This is a genomic window from Pseudomonas sp. ADAK2 TE3594 (assembly GCF_053628675.1).
Map to the genome: position 1 here is coordinate 5558502 of NZ_JBRJGV010000001.1, position 19590 is coordinate 5578091.

The window sequence follows — 19590 nt, forward strand, 5'->3', positions numbered from 1 at the left end:
AATCAGGCCCGGCCTTTGCTTGCCGCTAGCCACAGCGGTCTTTAGACTTACGCCTCATTTCAATGAGAGCAGGGTCGATGCCAGCTGCCTTCCCCCCCGATTCTGTTGGTCTGGTGACGCCGCAACTGGCGCACTTCAGTGAACCCCTGGCTTTGGCCTGCGGACGTTCGCTGCCCGCTTATGACCTGATCTACGAAACCTACGGCGCGCTGAACGCCACGGCGAGCAACGCCGTGCTGATCTGCCACGCCTTGTCCGGTCACCATCACGCTGCAGGCTTCCACAGCCCCGACGACCGCAAACCCGGTTGGTGGGACAGCTGCATCGGCCCCGGCAAGCCGATCGACACCAACAAGTTCTTCGTGGTCAGCCTGAATAATCTCGGCGGGTGCAACGGTTCCACCGGCCCCAGCAGCGTCAATCCGGAAACCGGCAAGCCATTCGGCGCCGATTTCCCGGTACTGACCGTGGAAGACTGGGTCCACAGCCAGGCACGCCTCGCCGACCTGCTCGGCATCCGCCAATGGGCGGCGGTGATCGGCGGCAGTCTCGGCGGCATGCAGGCCTTGCAGTGGACCATCACTTACCCGGACCGCGTGCGGCACTGCCTGGCCATCGCCTCGGCGCCGAAGCTGTCGGCGCAGAACATCGCGTTCAACGAAGTCGCACGTCAGGCGATCCTCACTGACCCGGAGTTCCACGGCGGCTCATTCCAGGAGGCGGGCGTGATCCCCAAGCGCGGGCTGATGCTGGCGCGGATGGTCGGGCACATCACGTACCTGTCCGACGACTCCATGGGCGAGAAATTCGGTCGCGGCCTGAAGAGCGAAAAGCTCAACTACGACTTCCACAGCGTCGAGTTTCAGGTCGAAAGCTACCTGCGCTATCAGGGCGAAGAGTTTTCCGGACGTTTCGACGCCAACACCTACCTGCTGATGACCAAGGCACTGGACTACTTCGACCCGGCGGCAAACTTCGACGATGACCTGGCGAAAACCTTCGCCAATGCCCAGGCCAGGTTCTGCGTGATGTCCTTCACCACCGACTGGCGCTTTTCCCCTGCCCGCTCGCGGGAACTGGTGGACGCGCTGATGGCGGCCAGGAAAGACGTCTGCTACCTGGAGATCGATGCTCCGCAAGGCCACGATGCCTTCCTGATTCCGATCCCGCGTTATTTGCAGGCCTTCAGCAATTACATGAACCGTATAGCGCTTTGAGGAAGACATGAGAGCCGATCTGGAAATCATCCAGGAATGGATCCCCGCCGGCAGCCGCGTGCTCGACCTCGGTTGCGGTGACGGCGAGTTGCTGACCTGGCTGCGCGACCACAAACAGGTCACCGGCTATGGCCTGGAAAACGACCCGGATAACATTGCCGAGTGCGTGGCCAAGGGTATCAACGTCATCGAGCAAGATCTGGACAAGGGTCTGGGCAACTTCGCCAGTAACAGCTTCGACATCGTGGTCATGACCCAGGCCCTGCAAGCTGTGCACTACCCGGACAAGATCCTCGACGAAATGCTGCGGGTCGGTCGCCAGTGCATCATCACCTTCCCCAACTTCGGTCACTGGCGCTGCCGCTGGTACCTGGCGAGCAAGGGCCGGATGCCGGTTTCGGATTTTCTGCCATACACCTGGTACAACACGCCGAACATCCACTTCTGCACTTTCGAAGACTTTGAAGCGCTGTGTCGCGAACGTGAAGCCAAGGTCATTGATCGGCTTGCCGTGGATCAACAGCATCGGCACGGGTGGGCCAGTAAGCTATGGCCTAATCTGTTAGGTGAAATCGGTATTTACCGAGTCAGCAGCCCCGGGCTGCAGGACCACAAGGTCGCGGTCTGAATCACGACATTTCGAGGAGAACGATCATGGGTCGTCTAGCGCTGTTTTTACTTACTGCCTGCCTGAGCGTCACCGCCATGGCCGCCGATGTCATCAAGGGCGAGCGCAAGGAAACCTTTGGCGACGTGACGGTGCATTACAACACCTTCAACTCCACTTTCCTGACGCCGGAGATCGCCAAGGCGGCCGAGCTGACCCGCAGCAAGAATCAGGGCGTGATCAATGTCTCGGTGATCAAGGATGGCAAACCGCTGGTCTCCAACGTCAGCGGCACGGTCAAAGACCTGACCAGCCAAAGCATCCCGTTGAAGTTCAAACAGATCACTGAAACAGGCGCGGTGTACTACATCGCCCAGTTCCCGGTGGATCAGCAGGAAATCCGCACCTTTGACATCAAGGTGCAGACCGGCGACAAAACCAACACCATCAGTTTCCAACAAGAGCTTTTCCCCGGCCAATGATGAATTTCACCCAACTCGTACTGGCCAGCCACAACGCCGGCAAACTCAAGGAACTCCAGGCCATGCTCGGCGAATCGGTGCACTTGCGCTCGATCGGCGAGTTCAGCAGCGTCGAGCCTGAAGAAACCGGCCTGTCGTTCGTCGAGAACGCCATTCTCAAGGCCCGTAATGCCTCGCGCATTTCCGGGCTGCCTGCATTGGCCGACGATTCGGGGCTGGCGGTGGATTTCCTCGGCGGTGCGCCGGGTATCTATTCGGCCCGTTACGCTGACGGTAAAGGCGATGCGGCGAACAACGCCAAACTGCTCGACGTCTTGAAAGACGTGCCGCAAGCCGAGCGCGGCGCGCAGTTCGTCTGTGTGCTGGCATTGGTGCGTCATGCCGACGATCCGTTGCCGATCCTCTGTGAAGGCCTGTGGCATGGGCGCATCCTGACCCAGGCCAGCGGCGAACACGGTTTTGGCTACGACCCGCTGTTCTGGGTGCCGGAGCGCGAGTGCTCCAGCGCCGAGCTGAGCCCGAGCGACAAGAACCAGATCAGTCACCGCGCCCGTGCAATGGATCTGCTGCGCCAGCGTCTGGGCCTGAAATGATCCATGACTCGTCCGCGTCGCCGCTGATCTTCGGCGGCGCCGCCCAATCGCCTCGAGCGGCCCTGCCTGTGCTGCCGCCCCTGGCGTTGTACATCCACATCCCGTGGTGTGTACGCAAATGCCCTTATTGCGACTTCAACTCCCACACCGCCAGCCCCGTGTTGCCGGAAGAAGAGTATGTGGATGCCTTGCTGGCCGACCTCGATCAAGACCTGCATGCGGTCTATGGCCGCGAGCTGAGCTCGATCTTCTTCGGTGGCGGTACGCCGAGTCTGTTCAGTGCCGAGGCTCTGGGTCGCCTGCTCAAGGGCGTCGAGCAACGAATTCCGTTTGCCAGCGACATCGAAATCACCCTGGAAGCCAACCCCGGAACCTTCGAGCAGGAGAAATTCCGCGCCTACCGGGCGCTGGGCATCAATCGCCTGTCGATCGGCATCCAGAGCTTTCAGGAAGAGAAACTCAAGGCGCTGGGGCGGATTCACAACGGTGATGAAGCCGTGCGTGCCGCCGGCATGGCGCGTCAGGCCGGCTTCGACAACTTCAACCTGGACCTGATGCATGGTTTGCCCGATCAGTCCCTGGACGACGCCCTGAACGACCTGCGCCAGGCCATTGCCCTGAAGCCGACGCACCTGTCCTGGTATCAGCTGACGCTGGAACCAAACACGGTGTTCTGGAACCAGCCGCCGACGCTGCCGGAAGACGACACCCTGTGGGATATTCAAGAGGCCGGTCAGGCGCTGTTGGCCGAACACGGTTACGCGCAATACGAAGTCTCGGCCTATGCCCTGCCCGGTCGTCCAGCACGGCATAACCTCAATTACTGGAGTTTCGGCGACTTCATCGGCATCGGTGCCGGGGCTCACGGCAAGCTCAGCCATCCGGACGGGCGCATCGTCCGTACCTGGAAGACCCGCTTGCCGAAGGACTATCTCAACCCGGCCAAAAGCTTCCTCGCCGGCGAGAAAGCCCTGACCAACGAAGAGCTGCCGTTCGAGTTCCTGATGAACGCCTTGCGCCTGACCGAGGGCGTCGAAGCGCGGTTGTATCCAGAGCGCACCGGGCTACCCCTGGAAAGCCTCGCCGAAGCTCGCCGCGAGGCCGAACAAAGTGGCTTGTTGCAGGTCGAACCGTCACGTCTGGCGGCCACGCTGCGCGGACAACTGTTTCTCAATGACTTGCTGCAAAAATTTCTGACATAAGGAAATCGAATGGATCTGGTACTCGACCTGCTCGCCACCGTGTCCCGCTGGAGCCGTAGCAACCTGTCGGAAATCTCTCTGGCGCTGGTGGGCTGCTTGCTGGTGCTGTTTGGCGCCGACATCAAAGGTTGGGTCGACCAACGCCTGGGCAGCATCGCCGGCGCCTTGCGCGTCCCGCTGATGGCTCTGCTGTGCATGGTCGGCAGCGGCGTGGCGCTGATCTATGCCACGCCATGGATCATCAAAGGCCTGAGCCAGTTCAACAACTACAGCCTGGCGCCGGTGCTGTTGGTGGTACTGGTGTTGATCGGCGTCGTAGCCGACCGCCGCTGAGCCCGCTTTATTGAGTCTTTGAAGCCTGGGCTTCGCCGCGGATTTTGGTATTGATCCCGATAAAGTCGTGGCAGCCCAATGCTTCGGCTTTATCCAGATACACAACATTCTGACTGTCGAGCTTACCGCTCTCATTTACTCGACTCATTGCCAGAATGTAATTGGCCTCGGCCCGATACTGATCTTCAGTCAGCATCAACGCAACCGTACGCGCCTGCAAAGCCCCCATCACTCGATCTTTTGGCATGTCTGCCCGCAAGTCCTGAAAACAAAGAGCGTGCTTGGCCGGCATTGGATAAAAGTCAGCAAAAATATCTGCCTGCTGAAGCAGTTCCTCGAGCGTCTGCAGATATTTCAAGTGACCGGCATCGCGCCGGTCAAACTTCATGTAAACCTGATCGCATCGATGGAAGTAGGCAACGGCTGCCGCCAACAAGCCTTGATCCATGGCTTTTTCATAGAGATCGCAGGTTTCTCTGCGCTGTTGTTCCGTAGGGCTCGGCTTGCTCAAGGTGTTGGCCAGCAAATAACTCGCGATAGGGTGCCCGCCGTCAGACGCCATCTTCAAATTGTATTTGAAAGCGGCCAGATCACTTTCCATGCGGCCTATTTGCTCGGGCTTGTTCTTGAAATCAAGCTCCCCGCTTGCTTCCAGCCTGACCAACTCATCCGCGTTACGTTTGATCTGGTCAGCCGCGTCCTGGGCACGCTCAAAGTAGTCGTCGATAGTCAGCGTCGACGCACAAACCAGTGAAGGCAGAGCGCTGAATACAAGAATGCAGGCGAGGATGAACTTCAAAACCTTGTCTTCCTTTACAAGTGGGGACGTAGAGCTTTCGGCGGCCAAACATCATTCTTGAACGTCACACAAAACAAATGTGGGCCTGCTCGCGATGGCGTCATAACATTCAACATCCTCGTTGACCGTCAGACCGCTATCGCGAGCAGGTTCGCTCCCACATTTGAATTGCGTATGACCGAAGCCCTCCTACACGCCATGCCCAAGATGCTTGACCTATCTGCAGGGAAGATCATGAGTAAAAAGCTACTGGATGAAACAAGTAAATTTCTCAGCTACATCCTGCGCCATGAGCCGCAATCCATCGGTCTGGAACTGGATACCGAAGGCTGGGCGGATGTCGAAGCACTAATCAGCGGTGCTGCGCGCCACGGTAGAAACCTGGATCGTGAGCTGATCAAACACGTCGTCGACAGTAGCGACAAGAAACGCTTTTCAATTTCCGAAGACAGCCAACGCATTCGAGCGGTCCAGGGGCACTCGACGAAAAATGTAGACCTGCAGTTCGAGGAAAAGCACCCTCCCGCGACGCTGTATCACGGCACGGCTACTCGGTTCATGGCCTCGATCAACGAGAAAGGATTGATCTCGGGATCACGTCATCACGTGCATCTATCTCAGGAAATAGAAACTGCCAGCGCCGTGGGCCAGCGCTACGGAACAGTGGTGATTCTCAAGGTCGCTGCGCTGGAGATGCTGGAGCAAGGATTCAGGTTCTATCAGGCCGAGAATGGTGTCTGGCTGACGGAGCAGGTGCCTGTAAAGTTCATCAAACCCTTATAGGTATCACAGGCCTGAGCCAATTCAGCAACAGAAGCTTGGCGCTGGTATTGATTGGCCTCATCACCGACCCTGAACCCGACACAAAACAACTGTGGGAGCGAGCCTGCTCGCGATGGCGTCATAACATTCAACATCCGCGTTGACTGTCAGACCGCTATCGCGAGCAGGCTCGCTCCCACAGTTTTTACAGCGTTGTACTTAAGACTGTTTTTCGAACTTCAGATCCCACACGCCATGCCCAAGGCGTTCGCCGCGGCGTTCGAACTTGGTGATCGGGCGTTCGGTCGGGCGTGGGACGCATTTGCCGTCTTCGGCGAGGTTGCGATAGCCCGGCGCGACGTTCATCACTTCCAGCATGTACTCGGCGTACGGTTCCCAGTCGGTGGCCATGTGTAACACACCGCCGACCTTCAACTTGCTACGCACCAGCTCAGCGAACGATGCCTGAACGATACGACGCTTGTGGTGACGGCTCTTGTGCCACGGGTCCGGGAAAAACAGCATCAGGCGATCGAGGCTGTTGTCGGCGATGCAACGGTTGAGCACTTCGATCGCATCGCAATCGTAGACGCGCAGGTTGGTCAGGCCCTGAGTCAGCACGCCATTGAGCAGTGCGCCGACACCCGGACGGTGAACCTCAACACCAATGAAATCCTGCTCCGGCGAGGCCGCGGCCATTTCCAGCAGCGAATGGCCCATGCCAAAGCCGATTTCCAGCGAGCGCGGCGCTGAGCGACCGAACACCTGATCGAAATCCACCGGCGCATCGGCCAAAGGCAGTACGAACAGCGGCGTACCTTGGTCCAGACCACGTTGCTGGCCTTCGGTCATGCGCCCGGCGCGCATCACAAAACTCTTGATGCGGCGGTGTTGGCGCTCGTCGCCTTCTTCCGTCTGGATTGGCGTGTCGTTTGATTCAGTCATCAATGGCTCTTACTTGATCAGACCATCCAGCGGCGAGGAGGCGCTGGCATAGAGTTTTTTCGGCATGCGGCCGGCGAGGTAGGCCAAGCGACCTGCAACGATGGCGTGTTTCATGGCTTCAGCCATCATGATCGGCTGCTGGGCATGAGCGATGGCCGAGTTCATCAGCACCGCTTCGCAACCCAGCTCCATGGCGATGGTGGCGTCGGAGGCGGTACCGACACCGGCATCCACCAACACCGGGATCTTGGCTTCTTCGAGGATGATCTGCAGGTTGTACGGGTTGCAGATCCCCAGGCCCGTGCCGATCAAACCGGCCAGCGGCATCACTGCGATGCAACCGATTTCCGCCAGTTGACGGGCAATGATCGGATCATCGCTGGTGTAAACCATCACGTCGAAACCTTCCTTGACCAGCACTTCGGCGGCCTTGAGGGTTTCGATCACGTTGGGGAACAGGGTTTTCTGGTCCGCCAGCACTTCCAGCTTCACCAGGTTGTGGCCGCCGAGCAGCTCACGGGCCAGGCGGCAGGTGCGCACAGCCTCGGTAGCGTCGAAGCAGCCGGCGGTGTTAGGCAGGAAGGTGTAGCGATCCGGCGACAGGACTTCGAGCAGGTTCGGTTCGCCCGGGTTCTGGCCGAGGTTGGTGCGGCGCACGGCGAAGGTGACGATCTCGGCACCCGAGGCTTCGATGGCCAGGCGGGTTTCTTCCATGTCGCGGTACTTGCCAGTACCTACCAGCAAACGTGACTGGTAAGTACGACCGGCCAGGACGAAGGGCTTGTCGCTACGAACGATGCTCATGGGAAATCCTCTGTAGGGGTGAGGTTCTTGCAGAATTCTGTGCCCATCAGGGCCGGGCGACTAGCCGCCGCCGATGGCGTGTACCACTTCAACGGAATCGCCGTCATTCAGCGTGGTCTCAGCGTGCTGGCTGCGCGGGACGATATCCAGATTGAGCTCGACCGCCACCCGGCGCCCGGTCAGTTCCAGACGGGTCAGCAGGGCCGCAACGGTTTCACCGTCGGGCAGTTCAAGGGATTCGCCGTTCAATTGAATGCGCATACCGAATGCCGCCATCATTTTTAGGGGCTGGCATTCTAGCCCGATCAGTCAGGCCGACCCAAGCCATTCGTCTTGAAACCAGATCCCGTAGGAGCGAGCGATGCGGCGATCCGACTTGCCCGCGAAGGCGGTGTGTCAGTCGCCATCATTTCCGAATGACACACCGCCTTCGCGGGCAAGCCTTGCTCCTACGCCCGCCAGGCGGCAAGCCCCAGGCAAACCCAGCCGACCAGGAACGCCAGGCCACCGAAGGGCGTGACGATCCCGAGCTTGCTGATGCCCGTTATCGTCAGCAGGTACAGGCTGCCGGAAAACAACAGAATGCCAATAGCAAATGATGCGCCGGCCCAGGTGATCAGTCGACCGGGAATCTGCGTGGCCAGCAGCGCTACACCCAGCAACGCCAGGGTGTGCACCAGTTGATAGGTGACGCCCGTATGGAAAATCGCCAGGTACTCGGCGCTCAGGCGGCTTTTCAGGCCATGGGCGGCGAATGCGCCCAAGGCAACACCGGTGAAGCCGAAAAAAGCAGCCAGCATCAGGAAGCCACGCAACATGAAGAACTCCAGTCAGACTCGATCAACAGGGTCTGTATAATGGCCGGCTCAACGGGTTCGGCCAAGCCATCTCTATGCTGCAGTTAATTTTCCGTCGTTTCACGAAGGCCCTGCTCTGGTTCGCGGGCGGCAGCGTATTGCTGGTGCTGATCTTTCGCGTGGTACCGCCACCGGGAACCGCGTTGATGGTCGAGCGCAAGGTCGAATCCTGGTTCGACGGCGAACCCATTGACCTGCAACGCACCTGGAAACCCTGGGATGAAATCTCCGACGACCTGAAAGTCGCAGTGATTGCCGGCGAAGATCAGAAGTTTCCTGAGCATTGGGGCTTTGATATCGGCGCGATTCAGGCGGCGTTTGCGCATAACGAACGCGGTGGCTCGATTCGTGGCGCCAGCACCCTGAGCCAGCAGGTGTCGAAGAACCTGTTTCTGTGGTCTGGTCGCAGCTGGCTGCGCAAAGGCCTGGAGGTCTGGTTTACCGGGCTGATCGAGGTGTTCTGGCCCAAGCAGCGGATTCTTGAGGTGTACCTCAACAGCGTCGAGTGGGATGAAGGGGTGTTTGGCGCCGAAGCGGCGGCTCGGCATCACTTTGGTGTGGGCGCTCGCTCGATATCCCGACAGCAGGCAAGTTTGCTGGCTGCGGTACTGCCAAACCCGCGGGTGTGGAGCGCCAGTCATCCAACCTCTTACGTTGCAAGACGGGCCGGGTGGATTCGGCAGCAGATGAGTCAGTTGGGCGGGGATAGCTATCTGCTCGGGCTCAACGATTCGCGCCGGGCACCTTGGTCTCAGTAACTCGACGCAGAACCTGTAGGAGCGAGGCTTGCCCGCGAAGGCGGTGTGTCATTCAGCAGTGATGTGTCTGACACACCGCCTTCGCGGGCAAGCCTCGCTCCTACAAGGAGTCGGTGTAAGCGGGCACCAACAAAAACGCCCCGATCAATGATCGGGGCGTTTTTTAATGCCGGCGCTGCGGTTATGCGGCGATCGACAACTTAAGCTTGTTCATCGCGCTCTTCTCGAGCTGACGAATACGCTCGGCCGACACGTTGTACTTCTGCGCCAGGTCGTGCAGCGTGGCTTTTTCTTCTGCCAGCCAGCGCTGGTAGAGGATGTCGCGGCTGCGGTCGTCCAGCACTTCAAGCGCTTCGTGCAGGTTGTGGTTGGAGTTGTCGCTCCAGTCGGCGTCTTCCAGTTGACGGGCCGGATCGTACCGGTGGTCTTCCAGATAGTTGGCCGGCGACTGGAATGCACTGTCGTCGTCCGCTTCCGCGGCCGGGTCGAAAGCCATGTCATGGCCGGTCAGGCGACTTTCCATCTCGCGCACTTCCCGCGGCTCTACGCCGAGGCTTTCAGCCACGCGATGGACTTCCTCGTTGTTCAGCCAGGCCAGACGTTTCTTCTGGCTGCGCAGGTTGAAGAACAGCTTGCGCTGGGCCTTGGTGGTCGCGACTTTCACGATCCGCCAGTTGCGCAGGATGAACTCGTGGATTTCCGCCTTGATCCAGTGCACCGCAAAGGACACCAGGCGTACACCCATTTCCGGGTTGAAACGCTTGACCGCTTTCATCAGGCCGACGTTGCCTTCCTGGATCAGGTCAGCCTGGGCCAGGCCGTAGCCGGAATAGCTACGGGCAATGTGTACGACAAAACGCAGGTGGGCGAGCACCATCTGCCGAGCCGCCCCCAAATCCTGCTCATAATAGAGACTCTCGGCCAGTTCACGCTCCTGCTCCGGTGTCAGCAATGGAATGCTGTTCACCGTGTGCACATAGGCCTCCAGGTTCGCACCCGGGACCAGAGCATATGCAGGCTGCAAAGAATTGGTCATACGAAAAAACCTCCGACTTACATAACTCGTGCAGTTCAGCACTGCGAAAATTGACCGGAAACCAAAAGACAAGTTCCCATAAACGCTGAAAGGTCAATACGAGCAAAATGATATTACTTTGGCGCAAGCTCCCGCAGGTGGCGTGCGACTGCAATCCATGCACCGATATACCCCAACAGCACCGCGCCAAGCAAGAGCGATAGACCGTCGGCAACTGGCACTCCGGCCAGCGCAAAATCACTGCCGTACAAACCGGCCAGTCCAACCACCGCGTCGTTCAGCCAGTTCAGGCCGAACGCCAATACACCCCAGGAAAGAATCCCCGCACCAAAGCCATAAAGCGCGCCCATATACAGAAAGGGCCTGCGCACATAGCTGTCAGTGCCGCCGACGAGTTTAATCACTTCTATCTCTGTGCGGCGGTTTTCAATATGAAGACGAATGGTATTGCCTATCACCAAAAGTAATGCAGAAACCAAAAGCACGGTCAGGCCGAAGACAAATCGGTCGCCCAGCTTGAGGATGGCTGCCAGACGCTCGACCCAGACTAGATCAAGTTGCGCCTGTTGTACCTTCGGTAATTCGGAAAGTTTTTGTCTCAATGCTTCAAGCGCGGGCTTGTCGACCTCGTTCGGGGTCACCAGGACCACGCCCGGCAGCGGGTTTTCCGGGAGTTCCTTGAGCGCTTCGCCCAGCCCGGACTGCTGCTGGAACTCTTCCAGCGCCTGATCGCGACCCACGTATTCGGCATCGGCCACGCCCGGTATGCCCTTGATCTGCTCGCGCAACGACTCGCCCTGTTCAGGGCTGGCATCGAGTTGCAGGTACAGGGAAATCTGCGCCGCACGCTGCCAGGAACCGCCGAGACGCTCGACGTTACTTAGCAAAAGTGACAGGCCCATCGGCAAACTCAGGGCAACTGCCATCACCATGCAAGTGAAAAAGCTGCCGATCGGGTGCTTGCCCAAGCGGCGCAAGCTGTCCAGCAGACTGGCGCGATGGCTTTCGATCCACGCGCGGAACAGCGTAGGAAAATCCGGGCCATCGTCATCGTCGCGCTTTTTCTTCTGCGACTGCGGTTGCGGATCGGCGGCCTTCGGGGCCACACGCTCGGAAACCTTGGGGCTACGTGTTGCACTCATACGCCAGCCTCCCCGTCGCCGATCAATCGGCCACGCTGCAGGGTGAGCATGCGATGACGCATGCGGGCAATCAGTGCCAAGTCGTGACTGGCGATCAGCACGCTGGTGCCCAGACGATTGATGTCTTCGAACACACCCATGATTTCTGCCGCCAGACGCGGATCAAGGTTACCGGTGGGTTCGTCCGCCAGCAGCAAGGCTGGACGGTGAACGATGGCGCGAGCGATGCCGACGCGTTGTTGCTGGCCGGTGGACAGGTCGCCGGGGTAGAGATCGGTTTTGTCCGAGAGCGCCACGCGCTCCAGGGCCGAGTCCACGCGCTTGGCGACTTCGGCCTTGGACAGGCCAAGGATCTGCAGCGGCAACGCGACGTTGTTGAACACCGTGCGATCGAACAGCAGCTGGTGGTTCTGAAACACCACGCCGATTTGCCGACGCAGGAAAGGGATTTGTGCATTGCTGATGGTGCTCAGGTCTTGCCCTGCCAGCAGCAATTTGCCGGTGGTCGGACGTTCCATCGCCAGCAGCAGGCGCAACAACGTGCTTTTACCGGCGCCAGAATGGCCGGTAACAAACAGGAATTCGCCCCGACGGACTCGAAAGCTCAGCTCATGCAAGCCGACGTGACCATTCGGGTAGCGTTTACCGACCTGCTCGAAACGAATCATGAACGCTCCCGCTCGGCAAACAATGCCTGGACAAAGGGTTCTGCTTCAAAAGTACGCAAATCGTCGATGCCTTCGCCGACACCGATATAGCGAATCGGCAAACCAAACTGCTTGGCCAGGGCGAAAATCACCCCGCCCTTGGCGGTGCCGTCGAGTTTGGTCAGCGCCAGGCCGGTCAGTTCGACGGTCTGGTTGAATTGCTTGGCCTGGTTGATGGCGTTCTGGCCGGTACCGGCGTCGAGCACCAACAGCACTTCGTGCGGCGCATCGGCGTCGAGCTTGCCGATCACCCGGCGAACCTTTTTCAGTTCTTCCATCAGGTTGTCTTTGGTGTGCAAACGACCGGCGGTGTCGGCGATCAGCACGTCAATACCACGGGCCTTGGCGGCCTGCACGGCGTCGAAGATGACCGAAGCCGAATCGGCGCCGGTGTGCTGGGCGATCACCGGGATCTTGTTGCGCTCACCCCAGACCTGCAATTGCTCCACCGCGGCGGCGCGGAAGGTGTCACCGGCGGCAAGCATGACTTTCTTGCCTTCCAGTTGCAGTTTCTTCGCCAGTTTGCCGATGGTGGTGGTCTTGCCGGCGCCGTTGACGCCCACCACCAGAATCACGAACGGCTTGTTCTGCGAGGTGATTTTCAGTGGCTGCTCGACGGGCTTGAGCATCGCCGCCAGTTCCGCCTGCAAGGATTTGTACAACGCGTCGGCATCGGCCAGTTCTTTGCGGGCGACTTTCTGAGTCAGGCGCTGAATGATCACCGACGTCGCTTCGACGCCAACATCGGCGGTCAGCAGACGGGTTTCGATGTCTTCGAGCAACTCGTCATCGATGATTTTCTTGCCGAGGAACAAGCTGGCCATGCCCTCGCCAATGCTGGCGCTGGTCTTGGACAAGCCTTGTTTGAGGCGAGCGAAGAAGCCGGCTTTGGACTCTTCGGTACGCACAGGCTCGACCGGTGTTTCAACGGGCGCAACAGGCGTGGCGGCGACAGGAGCGATAACCGGTGCAGGTGCAGGCGCTTGAGCAACCGGAGCAACCGGAGCAACGAATACTGGCGCTACAGCCTCTGGAACAACCGGCGCAGGCTCGGCCACGAACACAGGTTCAACGACCGGTTCAACCACTGGCGCCTGAACCGGCTCAGGAGCAAACGCGGTCGGGGCTGGAATCGGCGGAGTGATGTGAGCTGCTTGTTCATCTTCGACCAACGCCACCGGCTCTTCCGCCACCGGCAACGTCAGCCACGGCTCGGCGGCTGGCGTCAGCGGCAACGGGGCCACGACTACGGTTTCAGGCTCAGGCGCAGGCTCGGCCGCGGATTGCAGTACCGGCTCGGCGATCGGCAGGACAACCGGCACAGGCTCTTGCTCCATGCCCGGCGCAGGTGTTGGCTCAGGAAGTGGCTGTGGCTGTTCGACAACGGGTTCCTGCGGCTTTTTGCGCAGCCATCCGAACAGGCTTTTTTTCTCGCCAGCCGCAGCTGGGGTCTTCTTGTCGTCGTTGGAACCAAACATGGAGGACGGCTATCTCACGGTAGCGACGCGCCAAAGGGCGCCTCGGCAATAAATAATTCGATGCAGAACAGACTGCGATTCATCCAGCTTGTTCACGCGCAACATTTTGTCGAGGTACCAACGGCACCTCAAAGGTTGATTAATACGAAGGACTGGAACGGCATCGTCGGCGAAAACGCAGAGTTTAGCCGACAAACTCAAAGCCCAAGCCGCAAACCCAAACAACCTACTGACCGATCAAAGGCCTGATAGGCGTGGCCGCCAGTAAAACGGATCAGTATCCTAGCACCTCCTCGCCCGCCTAGGCTAAGACCAAGCGGGCAGCCCCAAAGGTTTAAAAACGAATGAATGCTCTAGCCCGCCGCGCTGCAGGCCTGCTGTTCAGCACAGTTTGTCTGCCACTTTCAGCCCTGGCTGCCGATCCACAACCCACCCACGAATTCACCCTCGACAATGGCCTGAAGGTCGTCGTGCGCGAAGACCATCGTGCGCCGGTCGTCGTTTCCCAGGTCTGGTACAAGGTCGGCTCAAGCTATGAGACCCCGGGCCAGACCGGGCTGTCCCACGCGCTGGAACACATGATGTTCAAGGGCAGCGAGAAAGTCGGCCCCGGCGAAGCATCGCTGATCCTGCGCGACCTCGGTGCCGAAGAGAACGCTTTCACCAGCGACGACTTCACCGCGTATTACCAAGTGCTGGCCCGTGACCGTCTGGGCGTCGCGTTCGAGCTGGAAGCCGACCGCATGGCCAATCTGCGCCTGCCGGCCGACGAATTCACCCGCGAGATCGAGGTGATCAAGGAAGAGCGTCGCCTGCGCACCGACGACAAGCCGATGTCCAAGGCCTACGAACGCTTCATGGCCATGGCCTACCCCGCCAGCGGCTATCACACGCCGACCATCGGCTGGATGGCGGACCTCGACCGCATGAAGGTCGAAGAACTGCGCCACTGGTACCAGTCCTGGTATGTGCCGAACAACGCCACCCTGGTGGTGGTCGGTGACGTGACCCCGGACGAAGTCAAAACCCTGGCCCAGCGTTACTTCGGCCCGATCGCCAAGCGTGATGTGCCACCCGCGAAAATCCCGCTGGAGCTGGCCGAGCCCGGCGAACGGAAGATCACCCTGCACGTGCAGACCCAATTGCCGAGCCTGATGCTGGCCTTCAACGTGCCGAGCATCGCTACCGCTGAAGACAAGCGTTCGGTGAACGCTCTGCGCCTGATCTCCGCACTGCTCGACGGCGGCTACAGCGGCCGGATCCCGACGCAACTGGAACGCGGCGAAGAGCTGGTGTCTGGCGGTTCGTCGAGCTACGACGCCTATACCCGTGGCGACAGCCTGTTCACTTTGTCGGCCACGCCGAACACCCAGAAGAAAAAAACCATGGCCCAGGTGGAAGCCGGCCTGTGGAAACTGCTCGAGCAGCTGAAAACCACCGCGCCGTCCACGGAAGAGCTGGAGCGCGTGCGAGCGCAGGTCATTGCCGGCCTGGTCTACGAGCGTGACTCGATCACCAGCCAGGCCACCGCCATCGGCCAACTGGAAACCGTCGGGCTGTCCTGGAAACTGATGGACACCGAACTCGCCGACCTGGAAAGCGTGACCCCGCAAGACATCCAGAAGGCCGCCAAGCTGTATTTCACCCGCGCACGTCTCAGCGTCGCCCATGTACTGCCAGAGGAGACGACTCATGAGTGAGCGTAAAAAACCGCGCCTGGCCCTGATCGGCCTGATCGTCATCGCACTGCTCGGGGCCGCCGCCTTCTATTTGTCCAAATCTGACGAAACCAGCGCCAGCGAAGCCCTCGACAAAGCCAAGGCGAGCCAGAAACTGCAATCGCTGGCGGAACTCGATGGCAAGGCCCCAAGTCATCGCTCACTGAACGTGCAGACCTGGAACACCGCCGAAGGCGCCAAGGTGCTGTTCGTCGAAGCCCGTGAGCTGCCGATGTTCGATATGCGCCTGATCTTCGCCGCAGGCAGCAGCCAGGACGGCGATGCATCCGGCCTGGCACTGTTGACCAATGCCATGCTCAACGAAGGTGTGGCCGGCAAGGATGTCAGCGCTATCGCCCAAGGCTTCGAAGGCCTGGGGGCCGACTTCGGCAACGGCGCCTATAAAGACATGGCGATTGCCTCGCTGCGCAGCCTCAGTGCCGCGGACAAACGCGAGCCTGCCTTGAAGCTGTTCGCTGAAGTCGTCGGCAAACCGACCTTCCCCGCCGATTCGTTTGCCCGCATCAAGAACCAGATGCTGGCCGACTTCGAATACCAGAAACAGAACCCCGGCAAACTTGCCAGCCTGGAGCTGATGAACCGCTTGTATGGCGATCACCCGTACGCGCACTCCAGCGATGGCACGGCGAAAAGCATTCCACCGATTACCCTGGCGCAGTTGCGGGGCTTCCATCAGAAAGCCTACGCTGCTGGCAACGTGGTGATTGCACTGGTGGGCGACTTGTCGCGCGCCGAGGCCGAAGCGGTTGCCGCACAAGTGTCCGCCGACCTGCCCAAAGGGCCGGCCCTGGCAAAAATCGAACAACCGACCGACCCCAAGTCCAGCATCGGCCACATCGAGTTTCCGTCCAAGCAAACCAACCTGATGATCGCGCAACTGGGCATCGACCGTGACGATCCGGATTACGCAGCGCTGTCGCTGGGCAATCAGATCCTTGGCGGCGGTGGCTTCGGCACCCGGTTGATGAGCGAAGTGCGCGAGAAGCGCGGCCTGGCCTATGGCGTGTATTCGGGTTTCAGCCCGATGCAGGTTCGCGGCCCGTTCATGATCAACCTGCAAACCCGCGCCGAGATGAGCGAAGGCACGCTGAAACTGGTGCAGGATGTGCTCGCCGATTACCTTAAAACCGGCCCCACCGAGAAAGAACTCGACGATGCCAAGCGTGAACTGGCCGGCAGCTTCCCGCTGTCCACCGCCAGCAACGCCGATATCGTCGGGCAGCTCGGCGCCATGGGTTTTTACAACTTGCCGCTGAGCTACCTGGAAGACTTCATGCAACAGTCCCAGAGCCTGACCGTCGAGCAAGTCAAAACCGCATTGAACAAACACCTGAGCACGGACAAACTGGTCATCGTCAGCGCTGGCCCGACCGTGCCACAAAAGCCGTTGCCGGCCCCTACTGACAAACCTGCCGAGCAACCGCTCGGGGTTCCGGAGCATTAATGGCCCATCCATCGCGTCCTAAAAAACCTGTTCACAACGTGCACAACGGTGTGAATCAACTGCGCATCATCGGCGGTGAATGGGGCAGCCGAAAGCTGAGCTTCCCCGATGCGCCAGGCTTGCGTCCAACGCCGGACCGAGTCCGTGAAACCCTGTTCAACTGGCTCGCGCCTTATGTCGCCGGGGCCAAGGTACTTGATCCGTTTGCCGGCAGCGGTGCGCTGTTTCTGGAAGCTTTGTCCCGTGGCGCAGCAATGGGCCAGGCACTGGATGCCAGCAACATTGCGGTAGCGAGCATCAAGGAACATCTGGGCACCCTGCGCTGCACGACCGGTCAGGTACAGACTGCCGACGCCTTGCGCTATCTGGAAACCCAACCGGCCACGGCATTCGATCTGGTGTTTCTCGACCCACCGTTCAATCAGAATCTATTGCCGGCCGTTTGCACTTTGCTCGAAGAACGTCATTGGCTGAGTGACGATGCGTGGGTCTACACTGAAAGCGAAACGGCACCGTCGATATTGGGTTTGCCAGAAAATTGGCGCCTGCATCGGGAGCAAAAATCCGGACGAGTGTATTACGCGTTGTGGCAACGTATGGCAGGGATCGCCGGCTAGTCCGGCCTGTAAAAACGGTGCGAAGCTCAGTCAGTTAACGCTGCGGGTAAGCACCGCTGCATCGAGAGCAATCGTGTCCCATCTGCCAGAACGCTTCACCCCCGCCTACGGCCTGGGCAATCCGCACTTACAAACCTTGTGGGGACCGCTATGGCGCAAAACCACACACCTGGATCGCGAGCGCGAACGCTTATGGCTCGAAGATGGTGATTTCCTTGATCTGGACTGGCACGGCCCCCACAGCGCGAATGTGCCACTGGTGTTGGTGCTGCACGGCCTCACCGGATCGTCGAATTCGCCTTACGTGGCCGGCATGCAGAAGGCGCTGGGTGCCCGGGGCTGGGCCAGCGTCGCGTTGAACTGGCGAGGCTGCTCCGGCGAACCCAATCTGTTGCCGCGCAGTTACCATTCCGGGGCCAGTGAAGATCTGGCCGAAACCATCAAACACCTGCGCTCCCAACGCCCCCTCGCGCCGCTGTATGCGGTCGGTTATTCCATGGGTGGCAACGTTTTACTCAAGCATCTGGGCGAAACCGGCAACAACAGCGGCGTACTCGGCGCGGTGGCGGTGTCGGTGCCGTTTCGGCTCGATCATTGCGCCGACCGTATCAGCCAGGGGTTTTCCAAGTTCTATCAAGCGCATTTCATGCGGGAGATGGTCGCCTACATCAAGAACAAACAGCGCAGGTTCCAGCATGAAGGGCATCAGGATGGCTTGGCGGCATTGGCGGCGCTGGGCTCGCTGGAGAATATGCGCACCTTCTGGGATTTCGATGGCCGGGTCACTGCGCCGCTGAATGGTTTCGCCGATGCCGCGGATTACTATCGCCGCGCTTCGAGTCGTTATTTCCTTGGGGAGATTCGCACACCGACCCTGATTATCCAGGCGGCCGATGACCCGTTTGTCTTTCCTCATAGCCTGCCGCATGCCGACGAGTTGTCCGCCAGCACTCAATTCGAATTGCAGGCCAAGGGTGGGCATGTCGGCTTCGTCGAGGGCTCGTTCCGGCAACCGGGTTACTACCTGGAAAGGCGCATTCCCCAATGGCTCGCCACCACAGGGCGCAAGTAAACCATGGGTTCGGATCAGGGCGAGTCGATTCACTTCTGGCAAACGGCGCCGTTGGCCGGGGTCGAGTTGTTGTCCGCACGCTACATCGAACAACGCTTCGCCCCTCATGTGCATGACGGCTATGTGATCGGCATGATCATGGCCGGCGCCCAGCGTTATCGCTATCGCGGCGCCGAGCATCTGGCGGGCAGCGGCACCCTGGTGCTGATCAACCCGGATGAACTGCACACCGGCCACAAAGGTACGGAAGACGGTTGGTTATACCGGGCGTTTTATCCCGACAGCGGGCAGATTCTTTCACTGCTGGATGAGCTCGAACTGCCGACCGATACCTTGCCGGCGTTTGGCGCCACGTTGTATCGCGATCCGGATCTGGTGAAGGGATTCTGCCAACTGCATTGTTTGCTGGAGAGTCCGTCCACGGCGCTGCAGCAGCAAACGGCTTGGCGGGAAATGATGCTGTCACTGTTACAACGTCACGCAGCCGTCCCGACCGCCAGCAAACCTGGCAAGGAACACCGGGCGGTGACCTTGGCCAAGGAACTGCTGCAATCACGCTTGGCGGCGCCGCCCTCGCTGGAAGAACTGGCGGCGACGGTGAACCTGTCGCCCTTCCACTTCGCCCGGGTGTTCCGCAGAGCCACCGGCATGCCGCCACACACCTGGTTGATGCAGCAGCGCATCGCTCGGGCACGGGCGTTGTTACAACGCGGCTGCCTGCCGCTGGAAGTCGCGACGCAACTGGGTTTTGCCGACCAGAGCCATCTGAGCCGGCAATTCAAACAGGTTTACGGTGTAGGACCGGGGGCGTATCGCAGCGCGCGGCAGCTGTGAAATCTCAAGAGCACCTTATTAACCATGTGGGAGCGAGCCTTTGTGGCGAGGGGGCTTGCCCCCGTTGGAGTGCGAAGCGCTCCCGAAGCCAGTGGATATGGTTTTTCAGTTAGACCGTATCGTCCCGATCTGCGACTGCTTCGCAGCCGAACGGGGGCAAGC

Annotated in this window: 22 protein-coding genes; 13 read left to right on the top strand and 9 right to left on the bottom strand. The window is 59.7% G+C overall.

Features of this window, described 5'->3' with window-relative positions:
- Nucleotides 1–77: 77 nt before the first annotated feature.
- The 6 genes from metX to AB7M22_RS25015 are packed head-to-tail and all read left to right on the top strand — an operon-like array spanning nucleotide 78 to nucleotide 4434.
- Nucleotides 78–1217, top strand: coding sequence for a homoserine O-succinyltransferase MetX (metX, locus tag AB7M22_RS24990; RefSeq protein WP_008007415.1), 1140 nt, complete (start codon nucleotides 78–80; stop codon nucleotides 1215–1217).
- A 7-nt stretch (nucleotides 1218–1224) separates the two neighbouring features.
- Nucleotides 1225–1845 carry a methionine biosynthesis protein MetW gene (metW, locus tag AB7M22_RS24995; protein WP_008007414.1) on the top strand — a complete coding sequence of 207 codons (621 nt, stop codon included), beginning with the start codon at nucleotides 1225–1227 and terminating at the stop codon, nucleotides 1843–1845.
- Nucleotides 1846–1871: 26 nt separating this feature from the next.
- The gene (locus AB7M22_RS25000) at nucleotides 1872–2306 is read left to right on the top strand and encodes a DUF4426 domain-containing protein (protein ID WP_008007412.1); all 435 of its coding nucleotides are present in this window, start codon (nucleotides 1872–1874) and stop codon (nucleotides 2304–2306) included.
- Nucleotides 2303–2899 (top strand): RdgB/HAM1 family non-canonical purine NTP pyrophosphatase, encoded by a 597-nt coding sequence (gene rdgB / locus AB7M22_RS25005; RefSeq protein ID WP_454188082.1) that lies wholly within the window; start codon nucleotides 2303–2305, stop codon nucleotides 2897–2899. The genes AB7M22_RS25000 and rdgB overlap by 4 nt, the downstream gene beginning before the upstream one ends.
- Nucleotides 2896–4101, top strand: a complete 1206-nt coding sequence (gene hemW, locus AB7M22_RS25010) for a radical SAM family heme chaperone HemW (RefSeq protein WP_454188083.1) — start codon at nucleotides 2896–2898, stop codon at nucleotides 4099–4101. The genes rdgB and hemW overlap by 4 nt, the downstream gene beginning before the upstream one ends.
- A 9-nt stretch (nucleotides 4102–4110) precedes the next feature.
- A complete protein-coding gene (locus tag AB7M22_RS25015) occupies nucleotides 4111–4434 on the top strand; it encodes a DUF3392 domain-containing protein (RefSeq protein WP_007897907.1) in 324 nt (107 codons plus the stop codon).
- A gap of 7 nt (nucleotides 4435–4441) precedes the next feature.
- Here the strand turns inward: AB7M22_RS25015 and AB7M22_RS25020 are convergent, their stop codons facing one another.
- Complete coding sequence (locus AB7M22_RS25020) at nucleotides 4442–5233, bottom strand: hypothetical protein (protein WP_454188084.1); 792 nt, start codon at nucleotides 5231–5233, stop codon at nucleotides 4442–4444.
- Nucleotides 5234–5467: 234 nt separating this feature from the next.
- Here AB7M22_RS25020 and AB7M22_RS25025 point away from each other — a divergent pair, with 234 nt between their 5' ends.
- Nucleotides 5468–6016 carry an RNA 2'-phosphotransferase gene (locus AB7M22_RS25025; RefSeq protein WP_454188855.1) on the top strand — a complete coding sequence of 183 codons (549 nt, stop codon included), beginning with the start codon at nucleotides 5468–5470 and terminating at the stop codon, nucleotides 6014–6016.
- Nucleotides 6017–6214: 198 nt separating this feature from the next.
- Here the strand turns inward: AB7M22_RS25025 and trmB are convergent, their stop codons facing one another.
- The 4 genes from trmB to AB7M22_RS25045 all read right to left on the bottom strand — a co-directional run bounded on the left by trmB (nucleotide 6215) and on the right by AB7M22_RS25045 (nucleotide 8562).
- Nucleotides 6215–6940: a tRNA (guanosine(46)-N7)-methyltransferase TrmB gene (gene trmB / locus AB7M22_RS25030; RefSeq protein WP_007897906.1), complete on the bottom strand. Its 726-nt coding sequence runs from the start codon at nucleotides 6938–6940 to the stop codon at nucleotides 6215–6217.
- 9 nt (nucleotides 6941–6949) lie between these two features.
- Complete coding sequence (locus AB7M22_RS25035; protein WP_007897902.1) at nucleotides 6950–7744, bottom strand: thiazole synthase; 795 nt, start codon at nucleotides 7742–7744, stop codon at nucleotides 6950–6952.
- Nucleotides 7745–7804: 60 nt separating this feature from the next.
- Nucleotides 7805–8005, bottom strand: a complete 201-nt coding sequence (gene thiS, locus AB7M22_RS25040) for a sulfur carrier protein ThiS (protein WP_007897898.1) — start codon at nucleotides 8003–8005, stop codon at nucleotides 7805–7807.
- Nucleotides 8006–8193: 188 nt separating this feature from the next.
- Entirely contained in the window at nucleotides 8194–8562 is a 369-nt protein-coding gene (locus AB7M22_RS25045) for a DUF423 domain-containing protein (RefSeq protein ID WP_454188085.1), read from the bottom strand.
- A 74-nt stretch (nucleotides 8563–8636) separates the two neighbouring features.
- On the opposite strand from AB7M22_RS25045, the gene mtgA reads away from it, so the two are divergent.
- Complete coding sequence (mtgA, locus tag AB7M22_RS25050) at nucleotides 8637–9359, top strand: monofunctional biosynthetic peptidoglycan transglycosylase (protein WP_454188086.1); 723 nt, start codon at nucleotides 8637–8639, stop codon at nucleotides 9357–9359.
- Nucleotides 9360–9540: 181 nt separating this feature from the next.
- Here the strand turns inward: mtgA and rpoH are convergent, their stop codons facing one another.
- From rpoH to ftsY, 4 genes are all read right to left on the bottom strand, one after another.
- Complete coding sequence (rpoH, locus tag AB7M22_RS25055; RefSeq protein ID WP_007897890.1) at nucleotides 9541–10395, bottom strand: RNA polymerase sigma factor RpoH; 855 nt, start codon at nucleotides 10393–10395, stop codon at nucleotides 9541–9543.
- 113 nt (nucleotides 10396–10508) lie between these two features.
- Complete coding sequence (gene ftsX, locus AB7M22_RS25060; RefSeq protein ID WP_008007402.1) at nucleotides 10509–11537, bottom strand: permease-like cell division protein FtsX; 1029 nt, start codon at nucleotides 11535–11537, stop codon at nucleotides 10509–10511.
- Nucleotides 11534–12205: a cell division ATP-binding protein FtsE gene (gene ftsE / locus AB7M22_RS25065; RefSeq protein WP_007897888.1), complete on the bottom strand. Its 672-nt coding sequence runs from the start codon at nucleotides 12203–12205 to the stop codon at nucleotides 11534–11536. Before ftsE ends, ftsX begins: the two co-directional genes overlap by 4 nt.
- Nucleotides 12202–13722: a signal recognition particle-docking protein FtsY gene (gene ftsY / locus AB7M22_RS25070; protein ID WP_454188087.1), complete on the bottom strand. Its 1521-nt coding sequence runs from the start codon at nucleotides 13720–13722 to the stop codon at nucleotides 12202–12204. Before ftsY ends, ftsE begins: the two co-directional genes overlap by 4 nt.
- A 344-nt stretch (nucleotides 13723–14066) precedes the next feature.
- Here ftsY and AB7M22_RS25075 point away from each other — a divergent pair, with 344 nt between their 5' ends.
- The 5 genes from AB7M22_RS25075 to AB7M22_RS25095 all read left to right on the top strand — a co-directional run bounded on the left by AB7M22_RS25075 (nucleotide 14067) and on the right by AB7M22_RS25095 (nucleotide 19428).
- Nucleotides 14067–15422 (top strand): M16 family metallopeptidase, encoded by a 1356-nt coding sequence (locus AB7M22_RS25075; RefSeq protein WP_454188088.1) that lies wholly within the window; start codon nucleotides 14067–14069, stop codon nucleotides 15420–15422.
- Entirely contained in the window at nucleotides 15415–16905 is a 1491-nt protein-coding gene (locus AB7M22_RS25080) for a M16 family metallopeptidase (RefSeq protein ID WP_454188089.1), read from the top strand. The genes AB7M22_RS25075 and AB7M22_RS25080 overlap by 8 nt, the downstream gene beginning before the upstream one ends.
- Nucleotides 16905–17522: a 16S rRNA (guanine(966)-N(2))-methyltransferase RsmD gene (rsmD, locus tag AB7M22_RS25085; RefSeq protein WP_454188090.1), complete on the top strand. Its 618-nt coding sequence runs from the start codon at nucleotides 16905–16907 to the stop codon at nucleotides 17520–17522. The genes AB7M22_RS25080 and rsmD overlap by 1 nt, the downstream gene beginning before the upstream one ends.
- Before the next feature lie 73 nt (nucleotides 17523–17595).
- On the top strand, nucleotides 17596–18594 hold the full coding sequence (locus tag AB7M22_RS25090; RefSeq protein WP_008007391.1) for a hydrolase: 999 nt from the start codon (nucleotides 17596–17598) through the stop codon (nucleotides 18592–18594).
- Between the two features lie 3 nt (nucleotides 18595–18597).
- Entirely contained in the window at nucleotides 18598–19428 is an 831-nt protein-coding gene (locus tag AB7M22_RS25095) for an AraC family ligand binding domain-containing protein (protein ID WP_454188091.1), read from the top strand.
- Nucleotides 19429–19590: the final 162 nt, after the last annotated feature.